General features: G+C 43.9%; 10 protein-coding genes. All 10 read left to right on the forward strand.

The window, feature by feature from the left end:
* Positions 1-3: 3 nt before the first annotated feature.
* The 10 genes from AC1DCV_RS32985 (at position 4) to AC1DCV_RS33030 (ending at position 13811) form a co-directional block, all read left to right on the forward strand.
* Positions 4-1530, forward strand: coding sequence for a RagB/SusD family nutrient uptake outer membrane protein (locus AC1DCV_RS32985; RefSeq protein ID WP_477027158.1), 1527 nt, complete (start codon positions 4-6; stop codon positions 1528-1530).
* 102 nt (positions 1531-1632) lie between these two features.
* Positions 1633-2070, forward strand: coding sequence for a MaoC family dehydratase (locus AC1DCV_RS32990; RefSeq protein ID WP_477027159.1), 438 nt, complete (start codon positions 1633-1635; stop codon positions 2068-2070).
* Between the two features lie 5 nt (positions 2071-2075).
* Positions 2076-3218 (forward strand): ABC transporter substrate-binding protein, encoded by a 1143-nt coding sequence (locus tag AC1DCV_RS32995; protein ID WP_477027160.1) that lies wholly within the window; start codon positions 2076-2078, stop codon positions 3216-3218.
* A 39-nt stretch (positions 3219-3257) separates the two neighbouring features.
* Positions 3258-4400: a CaiB/BaiF CoA transferase family protein gene (locus AC1DCV_RS33000; protein WP_477027161.1), complete on the forward strand. Its 1143-nt coding sequence runs from the start codon at positions 3258-3260 to the stop codon at positions 4398-4400.
* Positions 4397-5536, forward strand: a complete 1140-nt coding sequence (locus AC1DCV_RS33005; protein WP_477027162.1) for a CaiB/BaiF CoA transferase family protein — start codon at positions 4397-4399, stop codon at positions 5534-5536. Before AC1DCV_RS33000 ends, AC1DCV_RS33005 begins: the two co-directional genes overlap by 4 nt.
* A 9-nt stretch (positions 5537-5545) precedes the next feature.
* Positions 5546-6400, forward strand: coding sequence for an amidohydrolase family protein (locus tag AC1DCV_RS33010; RefSeq protein WP_477027163.1), 855 nt, complete (start codon positions 5546-5548; stop codon positions 6398-6400).
* Between the two features lie 41 nt (positions 6401-6441).
* The gene (locus AC1DCV_RS33015) at positions 6442-7503 is read left to right on the forward strand and encodes an L-rhamnose/proton symporter RhaT (RefSeq protein WP_477027164.1); all 1062 of its coding nucleotides are present in this window, start codon (positions 6442-6444) and stop codon (positions 7501-7503) included.
* Positions 7504-7536: 33 nt separating this feature from the next.
* The gene (locus AC1DCV_RS33020) at positions 7537-8589 is read left to right on the forward strand and encodes a Gfo/Idh/MocA family protein (RefSeq protein WP_477027165.1); all 1053 of its coding nucleotides are present in this window, start codon (positions 7537-7539) and stop codon (positions 8587-8589) included.
* Positions 8590-8626: 37 nt separating this feature from the next.
* The gene (locus tag AC1DCV_RS33025; RefSeq protein ID WP_477027166.1) at positions 8627-10906 is read left to right on the forward strand and encodes a DUF5703 domain-containing protein; all 2280 of its coding nucleotides are present in this window, start codon (positions 8627-8629) and stop codon (positions 10904-10906) included.
* Between the two features lie 298 nt (positions 10907-11204).
* On the forward strand, positions 11205-13811 hold the full coding sequence (locus AC1DCV_RS33030; protein WP_477027167.1) for an Ig-like domain-containing protein: 2607 nt from the start codon (positions 11205-11207) through the stop codon (positions 13809-13811).
* Positions 13812-13922: the final 111 nt, after the last annotated feature.

The following is a 13922-nucleotide window of genomic DNA, read 5'->3' on the forward strand; positions in this document are numbered from 1 at the left end:
AACATGAAAAGTAGAAATAAGGTTTACCTGTCAGTATTATTAAGCGTGGCTGCTATGCTTTTTCAGGGCTGCCGAAAGGACTTGCTGGATAAAAATCCGCTGGCCCAGATATCCAGCGGGAGTTTCTGGAAAACGGAAGCTGATGCGAAAATGGGCCTTGCCGGTGTTTACGCAAGATTAACAGCCGGCTACAATGGTTATTACAGAATATTCCTGGACGGGCTCACAGATAATGCCTATGCGCAATATGCCTGGGATGGAAATATACAGCCAATAACGTTAGGGGATGTTTCACCGGTTACCGGGGGAGTACTTAATTCTATCTATTATGATGCCTATAAAGGTATCTCTTCGTGCAATTATTTTCTGGAAAATATTGATAAAGTTGCCATATCTGACCAGCGCAAAAACAGCTATAAGGGTGAAGTACGTTTTCTGCGCGCCTACTTCTATTTTGAACTGGTTACCCATTATGGAGGGGTGCCGCTATATAAAGAATCCCCTGCATCTGCGGATGCTGCAAAGGTAAAACAGCAGCCAGCAGCAGACGTGCTGAGTTTCATCCGGGAAGATCTTAACTTCAGTATAGCTAATCTTCCTGATACAAAATACGAAGGCAGTGCGGTAAGAGGGAGTGCCCAGGGATTGCTGCTTCGCGTACTTTTATTTGAACAAAAATGGGGAGAGGCTGCAACCCTTGGGCAGCAGGTTATCAACGGAGGCAAATTCAGCCTGGCTCCCAGTTACAAAGGTTTATTTCTCAATAGTTCCCAGGAAGGTAATCCGGAGATTATGTTTTCCACCCGTTATCTTGGACCCAACGAACCTCAGGCAGATGGTGGAGGTACAGACATAGAACAAGGTTGGTGGTCCGCGCTTGCCCCATTGGATGATCTGATCAATGACTATGAATGTACTGACGGAAAGGCGATCCTGGAATCTCCTTTATATAATCCTGCTTCTCCTTATTTAAACAGGGATCCCCGCCTGGATATGACTGTTAAGTGTCCCGGAGAAAAATGGATTTATGGTAATGGCAGCGAATGGGTACCGGATCCTTCACCTACAGGATTTTCGATGGAAAAGTATGTAGATCTGTCGCATCTGCCATTTGGCTATGATATGTCTCAGAAAACAGACCAGGACTATGTACATATCAGGTTTGCAGACGTATTACTGATGTATGCGGAAGCGAAGAATGAAGTCAGTGGACCTGATGCTACTGTTTATAAGGCATTGAATCTGGTAAGGGCACGCGCTGATGTGAAAATGCCACCTGTTGATGAAGCAAAGTATAATACCCAGTCGAAGCTGCGCGAATATATCCGCCATGAACGACGTATTGAGTTTGCGATGGAAGGATTGCGTGATTTTGATCTGAAACGATGGAAGATTGCTCATATAAAACTTCCGGCCATCAAAACACCTGGTGGCACCCCACTGAAATTTGAACAAAAGAATTACTTGTGGCCTTTTCCTCAGAGCGAGCGTGATAATAATCCGCAACTGGATCAAAACACCGGGTACTGATGATATTTGCGGCACCGAAAGAAATTATTAACCCCAGGTGAAGCCAGCGGGAAGGAATTCCCGCGGTTTCATTTGTAAAATTGAAGACCTAAAATTTAATACATGTTTACCAAGCGTTACTACGAAGATTATGAAACAGCTCAATGCAGGGAAACAAAAGGTCGTACGATAACAGAAACAGATATCGTACTGCATGCCGGGCAAACAGGAGATTTTTTTCCGCATCATATGGATGCCGAATGGTGTAAAACGCAACCATTTAAACAACGTATGGCGCATGGAACGCTTGTTTTCAGCATAGCTATTGGCATGACCGCAACACTTATAAATGAGATGGCAATGACCTATGGTTACGAAAAGATCCGGTTTATTCTGCCTGTTTTTATTGGAGACACGATTTATGTAAAGGTTAGTGTAAAAGGAAAAGTAGCACATAAAAAACCGGAATACGGTTTAGTTACCGAAGTAGTAGAGGTATTTAACCAGCAGCAGAAATGTGTAATGTATTGTGAGCACCTGTTATTAGTAAATAAAAAGTAGCAGCATTGAAACCAATCACTTTAAACGGCATAACATGGTCGCACAGCAGGGGATATACGCCCCTGGTGGCAGGAGCACAACGTTTTCAGGAGCTTCATCCACATGTTGCAATCAACTGGAAGAAAAGGTCACTGCAGGAGTTTGCAGATTTTCCTTTGGAAGATCTTGCTGCACAATATGATCTGTTGATTATAGATCACCCGTGGGTTGGCTGTGCTGCTAAAACAGGAGCCGTATTGGCACTGGATCAATATCTTTCAAAGGAATACCTGGATGATCAACGGACAAATTCGGTTGGATTGTCCCACATAAGTTATGCTTATGGTGATCATCAATGGGCATTGGCCATCGATGCGGCGGCGCCTGTAGCCAGTTACCGGAAGGATTTGTTGGATACTGTACCGCATACATGGATAGAGGTGCTGGCACTTGCAGAAAAAGGGAAAGTAGCTGTTCCTGGTATTGCGATAGATCTTCTGATGAACTTTTATATGTTCTGCCAGGCCCATGGAGAAACGCCATTTGTCAATAAAGAAATAGTTGTTGGGAAACCTATAGGGCTGAAGGCATTGGAGACAATGAAATTTTTGTGGAGCCTTATGCCAGGTAAAATGTTTGATTGCAATCCCATTGATATCGCAGAGATGATGACAACCACTAATAATTATGCCTATTGTCCCTTTGCCTATGGATATTCCAATTATGCAAGACCTGGTTATGCTGATGCCGTGCTTAATTACACAGCGCTTGTAACATTTGAAGCATCGCATAAGCTGGTGAGTACTTTGGGAGGTACAGGGTTAGCGGTATCTGCAAGCTGTCCGGATGATAAATGCGAATGGGCCATCCGTTACGCCGCCTGGCAGTCTTCGCCCGTAATTCAGAGTGGACTGTATGCGGATAATGGAGGTCAGCCCGGATACCGGCAGGCATGGCTTAGTGAAACGCTTAATCAACGTTGTAATAATTATTTCGCCGCTACACTCCCGGTGTTAGATAGCGCATATATGCGGCCAAGATATAATGGGTATCTCTATTTTCAGGATAATGCCGGCCATCCCATCAGGCAGTATCTTAAAAATGGCGGTAATCCGGAGCAGGTGCTGCTTTCTTTAAACAAAATTTACCGGGAGAGCCAGACGCGTTGATGTGGTTGGCAACTAGTCAATAATTATGTAAATTATCTTATGCAATTACCCTTAAAAGGATTAACAGTACTGGAATTTAGCCAATATCTTTCCGGGCCTTTGGTGGGACTGCGGCTAGCAGACCTCGGTGCGCGTGTAATCAAAATTGAGCGACCAGATACCGGTGATGCCTGTAGAAAATTGTCAATTAAAGATCTCTGGGTTGGTGATGATTCTTTATTGTTTCATACTATCAACAGGCATAAAGAAAGTTATACCGCAAACCTTAAAGATGCGGCCGATCTGGCAATGGTAAAGGAGCTGGTAGCGGGAGCGGATGTAATTACGCACAATTTCAGACCAGGTATCATGGATAAACTGGGACTGGACTATAGCTCGGTACGAGCCATCAAAGCCGATATTATTTATACTGAAATAACCGGTTATGGTAATAAAGGACCGTGGAAAGATAAACCCGGACAGGATTTACTGCTGCAATCTGTTTCAGGTCTGGTATATGCTACCGGTAATAGTACCGATGCTCCCACGCCCTTCGGCCTCTCTATAGCGGATTATCTTTGTGGTAATCATGCGGTTCAGGGTATACTGGCAGCATTGGTCAAAAGAAAACGTAACGGGAAGGGAACCTTGCTGCAATTAAGTATGCTGGAATCAATGATTGATTTCCAATTTGAATTTTTTACCACCTATCATGCAACCAAAGTGCAACATCAGCGGTCGGAAGTAAATAATGGACATCCATTGTTAAGCGCGCCTTATGGCATTTACCACACAACGGATGGCTACATCGCTGTTGCCATGTGCCCGCTGTATAAGCTGGCGGATGCCATAGGATGTCATTTGCTCTATAACTACAGTGATGAAGACGCCTTTAGTCGCAGAGACGAAATTAAGCAGGTATTAAAAGAACATTTTACAGGAAACAGCAGTGGATATTGGTTGGAAAAAATGCACGTAGCGGATATTTGGGCGATGCCGGTGTTGAATTGGCATGAGCTCCGCCAGACAGATGCTTACCGGCACCTGGAAATGGAGCAATCTATTCCTTCATCCAGGGGAAGCCTTATTACAACAAGATGCCCTGTAAGGATTAATGGTGAGAAGCTGTTTTCCGGTGTTCCGGCGCCTCTGCTGGGAGAGCATACCCGTATTATAAGAAATGTAGAAACCAGGAATGTATGAAACTATTAGATGATTTGCTGGTGTTGGATTTTAGCCAGTTTTTATCCGGCCCGTCTGCGGGATTACGGCTTGCTGATTTTGGATGCCGGGTAATTAAGATTGAAAAGCCGGAGCTGGGCGATATCTGCAGAACCTTGTATGTATCTGATGCGAAAATTGATGGAGAATCAACGATTTTTCATGCCATTAACCGACGCAAAGAGAGCCTGGCAGCAGATTTGAAGAAGCCGGAAGACCTGGAAAGCATTAAGAAACTGATCAAAGAAGCGGATATTATGATACATAATTTTCGCCCGGGTGTAATGGAGCGTATTGGTTTATCTTATGAGGTGGTGAAAGCACTCAATCCCCGCATTATCTACGCTGAAATTTCGGGATATGGAGATATAGGAGAATGGAAGCATCTACCGGGACAGGACTTGCTAATCCAGGCTGTTTCAGGTATCACCTATCTGAATGGTAACCAGGACGACAATCCCATGCCAATGGGAGTGGCCGTTGCTGATATCCTGACAGGTGTTCACCTGGTGCAGGGAATATTGTCTGTGCTGTATGCCAGGGAAGAGAAAGGTGTGGGCGCACTTATACAGGTGAGTATGATGGAAAGCATACTGGACTTTCAGTTTGAAGGACTGACCTGTTTTTACAACGATGGGAACGAGCTACCGGTAAGAGGTGCCGTGAATAGCGCCCATGCTTACATTGGCGCTCCTTACGGTATTTATAAAACAGCTGACAGCGCCATCACCTTTGCCATGAATGCTGTTGACAGAGTAGGGTACCTGATCGGTTGCAGTGAATTGACTACTTTCACAGATCCTGCCACCTGGTTTTCAAAAAGGGATGAAATAAAAGCAATACTTCGCCAATATCTGTTGCAACGTACAACACAGGAATGGCTGGATATATTGGAGCCGGCTGATATCTGGTGCGCCCCGGTTTTTAATTACGATGAACTGGTACAACAGGAAGGATATAAGGTATTGGAAATGGAGCAGGAGGTGATTATTAAAAACGGGTCGCTGGTAACTACGCGCTGTCCCATCCGGGTAGACGGACAGATGCTCTTATCATCGCGCGGAGCACCGGCTATAGGTGAGCACACCGCTGCCATCAGGAGGGAATTCAATCTTTAACTTTGATATATGCCCGTGAATATTATAGACACACATATACATATCTGGGATTTGCAGCGGGTGAGGTATAGCTGGTTGGAAGGTAATACCAGTATACTTAACCGTACTTATCAGCTGGACGAACTCATACCTCAGATTGCGGATGCAGAGGTAATAGAAGGAATACTGGTACAGGCAGCCAATAATGAGGACGACACAAACTGGATGTTGCATAACGCAAGAGAACATAGCTGGATCACAGGAGTAGTGGGCTGGTTGCCACTTACAGATCCCGGTAAAACGGCAAAAGCGCTGGAGCAAAAGTACATGCATGATCCATATTTTAAAGGGGTGCGTCACCTGATACATAACGAACCTGACAGCAAGTGGCTGATGCAACCGGCTGTATTGGAGAGTCTCGAAATATTGGCCGCTTCCGGTATTGCATACGATGTAGTTGGAACAACTATGGAGCATCTGGAAGCAGCGATTGCTGTTGCCGCAAAAATACCAGGTCTAAGAATGGTACTGGATCATCTTAATCAGCCTCCGGTTGCAAGTGGTGAGCGTTATGGTAAATGGGGCGCATTAATGAAAGAGGCAGCTGCTTGTCCGGCAATGCATTGTAAAATATCAGGTTTGGGTACTGCTGCAGGTAAAGGTATGAACTGGGTTGTGGAAGATATAAAGCCTTATATATTGTACGCGGTAGAAACATTTGGACCTGACAGGTGTTTTTGTGGAGGCGACTGGCCGGTTTCATTGCTGGCAGGCTCTTATCAGAAGATATGGGATGCATACAGGAAGATACTTTCGTCTACCTTGTCACCAAATATATGCGAAGATATTTTCAGGCAAAATGCATTGAAGTTTTACAGATGCTAAACCGTATTTGAGTATTGTTTTTTTTACGTAATGAAATAGTTATGAGTCTGGCTCTTGGTATTATATTTCATGCTGCCGGTGCGTCCTGTGCTGCTGTGTGTTATACTCCTCAAAAGAAGATACTGTATTGGTCGTGGCAAACATTTTGGCTGATGCAGGCATTTGTATGCTGGTTATTACTACCGGTACTGATTGGATTCATCACAGTACCACATCTGCTACAGGTATTGAAGGCTGCGCCGGTTGCGGCCATGTGGAAATCTTTTGCATTGGGAGCAGTTTACGGGATAGGTGGAACTGCCTTTGGCGTGGCGATCCGTTATGTTGGTTTTTCATTTACCTATGCTATTTCAATTGGCGTGTCTTGTGTATTGGGCACATTGTTACCGCCTATGCTGAAAGGTAACCTGGGTATAATATTGAACCAGCCGGGCGGCGGGTGGTTGATAGCGGGCATTAGCGCAGGTGTAATCGGTATTGCATTGTGCGGCATTGCAGGAAGGTATAAAGAACAGGATCTCCGGAATAACGAACAGGAAACTACCTTTTTGCCTGCCATCGGTATCCCGCTTTGCCTGCTCGCCGGTATCCTTTCTGCTGTATATGGTATAGCGCTCGACCAGGGACAGCCTATAGCTGATGTCGCGGCAAAATTTGGTGCCGGTAACTTTCAAAGTAATGTAGTATACATTTTCACGAATGCCGGTGCTTTTTTTACTACCATGGTTTACTGTATTCATCTTCATAGAAAACAAGGCACATTCACTGAATATATCCGGACAGGATTTAGTTCAAATGCTGGTGCCCTGGCCATGAACTACCAGATGGCGATCATAACGGGCATCCTTTGGTACTCGCAGTTTTTCCTTTACGGGTTAGGGCATATCAGAATGGGCCAATTTAAATTTTCCAGCTGGGGAATACATATGATTATGCTGGTACTGTTTAGTGCACTTGCAGGGCTTATCCTGAAGGAATGGCTGAATTGCAGGCCACTGACCATCCGGATGCTGGTATATGCATTACTGATGCTCATCAGTGCTGTATTGTTACTGGCTTATGGAAATTACGCCGGGAGTATTGTTGCCGGACATCTACAATGAGTAAACGATTTTAGCATATAACATTGAAATAAAATGGAAGATAAACAATCATCTATATCTATCATTATTATAGGGGCAGGTGGAATTGTGCAAACGGCACACCTGCCTGCTTACCGCCTTGCCGGTTTTCAGGTAAAGGGCTTATATGATATGGACCAGAAAAAGGCACATGATACTGCCGGCAGATTTGGTATTCCCAATGTGTATGCCAGTATGCACGATCTGGTTCAGGTAATCGATAAAAATACGATTGTGGATATTGCGGTGCCAGCGAACCGGTTTTTAGAAATTTTAGATCAGTTGCCGGATGGCGCAACCGTTTTAATGCAGAAGCCGATGGGAGAGTCACTGGAAGAAGCTATCGCGATCCGCAGCTTATGTCATGCAAAGCAGATAACTGCCGGTGTAAATTTTCAGTTACGTTATGCTCCATTTATAAATGCTGCCAGAAACCTAATCACCAAAGAAGCACTGGGTGAGATCTGCGATATAGAAATTAACGTAAACGTATATACACCCTGGCATTTATGGGAGTTCCTTTATGATGCGCCGAGGGTAGAAATACTTTATCACAGCATTCACTATATTGATCTTGTTCGTTCTTTCCTGGGAAATCCTTCCGGTGTATTTGCACAGACAAGTAAACATCCTGATATGATGAAGCTGGCATCCGTAAAGAGTAATATTATGATGGATTATGGACCCACCGTCAGAGCAAGTATCCTCACTAATCATGCACATAAATTTGGATCCCGTCACCAACAGTCTTATATAAAATTTGAAGGTACAAAAGGCGCCATATTTATTAAAATGGGTGCGCTGATAGACTATCCATCGGGTGGGTACGATAGTTTTGAGTTTATACTTCATAATGATGAAATGGAGGCCGAATGGCAAGCGGTTCAGCTTGAGGGGAACTGGTTTCCTCACGCGTTTATTGGCGCTATGCAGGAAATGATTAATAGCATGAATAAAGTAGTATTACCCAATAACTCTATTGAAGATTGTATAGATACCATGGCGGTTGTCGAGGCGGCTTATGCCTCCTGCAGCGCAGGAATTCAGGCAATTAATTATAATTACTGATGCTGTGTGGTATAAATACCGGCTTAAACATAATTGTATGAACCTCGGAAAATATATATGCCTGGTACTACTGGTCTCATGGCAACAATTATCAATGGCTCAATATAAACTTAGTGACTATAATATCGGGTGGACTTCGCCTTCTACGGATGAAAGTGGCAATATGCCACTGGGTAATGGTAGCCTTGGTAGCAATATCTGGATGGATGGTAATGGTGATCTCCTTATGTATTTGTCACGTAACGATTCTCACTCGGAGCTGCAACGTTTGTTAAAACTAGGCCGCGTAAGAATATCATTTTCCCCTAATCCTTTTAAAGACAGCACGGCCTTTCTTCAAAAGTTAGATCTCGCATCAGGCAGCATCCTGTTAGAAGCCGGCAAACCCGGGCGAAAAATATCACTCCGTATTTTCATTCATAGTGCTTCTCCTGTAATGTACATCGCAGGAGCCAGTGAGCAGGCGGTAAATATTACCATCACACAGGAGGGTTGGAGAAAAGAGAAACATGAGTTAAACGAGGAGGAATTGGCTTCTACCTGGGTATACCGCGAAGGTGTGCCTGCAGGGATAGCTACCTGGGAATCTGCCGATACCATTTTACACAGAAAAAATGCTATTGGTTGGTTTCACAGGAATGCCTATTCCTGTGTGCCCGTTCATATCAGGGAACAACATATGACGGGGTATACCTCCCTTATTAAAGACCCTATCCTAAATAATACCTTTGGCTGTATCATACAGGGAAAAAACTTTGTGACCGAAAATGACACAACGCTACAAACTACGAGGCCGCTTAAGCAGTTGGATATTCGCATGGCTGGGTATTGTGACCAGACAGCATCACGTGGAGAATGGGAAGATGCCCTGAACAAGACAATGGAACAATCGCCTGCCCCTGTGCTGGCTGCGCAGCAAACAAAAAGCTGGTGGAAAGCTTTCTGGGAGAGAAGCTGGATGTATGTAAGTGATACTACAGCAAATATGGAGGGCAAGCAAGCAACATCTCAGGTAACCCAATCTTATGTGCTGGGAAAATACCAGTTGGCATGTCAAATGAGGAACCGATTTCCAGTGAGATTCCAGGGTGGTTTTTTCAATGTAGATCCGAAGTATGCATTTTATGGCCCTGATGTACGGAATAGTGGATATTCAGCAGACTATCGTTTCTACGGTGTTACATACTGGTGGCAGAATGTGCGCTTTATCTATCAGCCGCAATATGCCCAGGGCAATTTTGATATGATGCAGCCTTTTTTTAATTTTTATTTCCGGCAGATACCTGCATTGGAAGCCAGCGTATCCGCACACTATAAGGCCAAAGGTATTTGTATTCCTGAAATGATATCTGTTTTTGGTCTCCCGGGGATGGGGGATTTCGGTTTCGGGAAAAATGAATATTCAGAGATCTATACCCGCAACATTTGGCAGCAATGCCTGGAAATGACGGTAATGATGCTGGATTACTATCATTATACATCTGATACCGCTTTTCTTAAAAAGTATACACTATCCTGGGCGGAGAAATCACTGGAATTTTACCGCACCAGGTTTGGCAGAGATAGTGCCGGAAAACTACTGATCACCCCAACGCATGCGCTGGAAACCTATTGGACGGATGTGGTCAATGATATGCCTTCAGTAGCGGGGCTCCATTTTGTTCTTCAGGAATTATTACACCTCCCGTCAACACTGACTACAGAAGAAGAGCGAAAAAGCTGGACGGCAATGCAGGCCCTACTGCCTTCATTACCACGGAAGAAGGATGCTGATGGTGGATTTGTTGTAGATAACGCGGAACGGTATGAAAAAAAAAGAAGCAATAACGAAGCGCCGGACCTCTATTGTTTGTACCCTTTCAGGTTGTACCGCTTCGGAAGAGCTGATAGTAATGAAGTAATAAAAGCATATAAGCGTATGCCCAATCCCGGGAGGGTATGCTGGTATCAGACAGGGATTTTTGCGGCAAAGCTTCATTTTGCCGCTGATGCGGAGAAAGATATTATAGCGCGTAGCGCCGCACACCTGAAGGGCTTCCGATTCCCGGGATACATGGACAGTCCCCATGACTGGAAACCAGACTATGACGGATCCGGTAATATGATGAATACGATGCAGGAAATGTTAATGCAATGTGAGGGTAATAAAATCTATCTGTTTCCGGCCTGGCCACTTCACTGGAATGTACATTTTCGTTTGAATGCTTACCAGAATACAATTGTACAGGGGGTATTCGAAAATGGGAAACTAAAGGACCTGCAGGTATGGCCAACATCCCGTAGAAAGGATATTCAAATCATGATACCCGTTAAATAAGCTTTAAATAATAACAGTGAACTTGAATCGACCATGGTGAGCCATCAAATGCTTTCAATGTAAACCTATACTGTGAAAAAGAAAGCCGCTTTGAAATCGAGCGGGAAAATAACAAATTTAATTCAACTTGTCAGCTTATGTACTGCTATCCGCTATACTATTGTTGTGAGTTTTCTTTTGATATATTGATTATCTTTATACGGAATAGTATATGAACTTTAATGTATCTCCCCTCAAAAGTGATAACCTATTAACAGACAAATTTGAGTGGGGGGGTGGTGTTAACCCTACATTCTAAATGTCTATGTTACCTCCTACGATTTTTCGAAACTACATCTACACTTTCGCTGTCCTTGCGTTGTTATTGTTTTCCCTACCCGGGAAAGGCCAGACAGTTCCATGTGATGCGGCAACAGCGCAAACAATAGAAACAGGCGGATTATGCATAGGATGTTATGTTGATAATCCGAAGCTGGCAGTGGACACCAGTTCTGCAACATTTTCCACATTGCATGTAGTGCTTGGGCTATTAGGTAGTTATACTCAGCAACAACTTATTTTTCCAACGAAAAGTAGCATTGGAGATAGTTTAAGGATTTTTCTTACTGCACCGGTGGGATTACTGGACCTTACCTTATTAGGCGGCATATCAGTGGCCACATATAACGGTAACGTCTATAATGATGATCGTACCGCTATTAATAGTGGTCTGTTACATGTCCGGTTAATAGCGGGCTACCAGGTAGTACTAACATGGGCACCGGATAAGCTATTTGATAAAGTTGAAATTAGGCTCAATTCCGGCGTATTACAATTGTTAGATGCAATAAGCATTAATTACGCACACCGTATAGTTCCGCAACCATTGGCCGCATTATCCCCGGTAAGGGTATGTAGTGGAAAACCGGCATTGTTAAGTGTTACAGGACCTACGGGCGTTACATTTGATTGGTATAAACAACCCGCAGGAGGAACGCCTGTATTTACCGGCGCTAATTATAATACTGGTCCTGTGACCGCAGATAGCAATTATTATGTACAGGCTACTCGTAACGGCTGTTCTAATCTGTCAAGAACACGGATTTCTGTGAAGCCAGATCCCCTTCCCTCAACTCCACAGGTTACCTATTCCATTGCGGATATATGTAGCGGCACACAGGCTACTTTTATTGCCACCGGAGTTACAGGGATTACACATCGTTGGTTTAACGAGCCACTGGGAGGAAGCCATTTAGCTGCAAATGATACCTTTACTACAACATCATTAGCCACCAATACCAGCTTTTATACAGAAGCACTGGATACGCTTGGCTGCGTCAGCAGTACCCGTACTATAGTGACCGCGAATATCCTGCCCCCCGGACCAGGTATTTCCATGAGTGCGGCGCAAACCTTGGGCGGTACCGGAGGCGATCAGTTTTCTGCCATTGCAAAAGCGGTAGACGGAGGATTTCTTGTTGCAGGTAATACTGCTTCCAATGATGGGGATATTGGTGGGCAGAATCATGGGTTGCTTGACTTTTGGTTGGTAAAACTGGATGCCGCCAACAACAAAAAATGGAGTAAAGTTATTGGCACCTCCGGGCAGGATAGTTTGACGGGAATAGCTGCAACGAAGGACAAAAAATATATCATATGCGGTAATTATAATCTGGGCACTACTGCCGCCTCAGGACAGATTATTGGTATCGACAGCAATGCTAATATCTTATGGAGTAAATCGGCTACTTTATTCAATCAGTTCGTAGGTAATGCATCAGACGGCAATAATTGTATCATTATTGGAACCTCTGCAAACACATTGCAATTGACATTATTGAATAGTGCCGGTACTGTATTGAAAACGGCTAATTACCCGGGAAACTATGCTATTGACCAGGTCCGGTTTGCACAAACGGATGACAAAGGATTATTGATAGCAGGAAGCACGGTCTCCGGTTCTGTTTACGGTAAAGATGCTTTTGTAACCAGGATTGACAGTAATCTAAACCGGCAATGGGAGCAGGTGTTTTTAAGTGAAGGGGATGATGTAAAAGTGGATATTCATCGTACAAGTGATAGATGCTATACCCTTACCAGTGTAACACGGGATAATGCCGGACTGGAGAATAAAGTGAGAATTATTCAACTTACGCCAAATGGCACTATACAATTTTTGAAGTTTTTCGGGCCGCTTCCGGTACCCGGTATGAATAGGATTTCCGATAATACAGCAGCAGCTACTGCAAGTGCTAACACGAGAAAMGTGTTAACATTATTTGATCGCCCGCAAGAACCCGTATTTGTGCCAAGAAAGGATAATACAACATTTGCTATTCCGACAGATTACCTGAATAATGGATCTGCCAGAACATTTCAATCACCTGTTGGAAGTAATGGCGCACTTTATCTTATAGAGTTGGACAGTACCGGTGAAATTGTTGCCTTACAGCAAGATACTACCAATGTTTTCAATCCTCGGGGTGCTGTCAGAACCTCCGATGGAGGCGCACTGATGGTAGGCGGTACTTTTGGGGTAGCAGGAAAGGCTGTTTTGGCTAAAATAGATCCGCCATCCTGTTTGCCTGCTATCTTGCCGCTATTAGTCCAGGGTGCAGAAACCATGCTTGTCAGAGAAAGTGTACCAGTTTCTAATTTAAAGGAGAAAGAAATTATGCTGACCGTTGCTCCTAATCCTTTTTTTCAAACGCTCAATTGCCGCTATCAGATCAGGAAGACAGGGAAAGTAGTATTGCAATTAATTAACGTCAGTTCAGGACAAAATATGATATTGAGAAATGAAACGGCAACGGAAGGCATTTATAATTTACAGATAAATACGGAACATTATCCTGCCGGTATATATATTCTTCAATTGGATCAGGAAGGTAGGAAAGTAAAATCGAGGCTTGTTAAACTCAACTAAGGTTATTAGAAATGTTTTGTAGGGTTACCTGCTATCATAGCCGGTGATTATTCACATCACTCCAATTCCCAATATTGGGCTTCTCACCTGGATTATTAAAAAAGCAGTTAT

The organism is Chitinophaga sp. 10T418 (assembly GCF_056394125.1).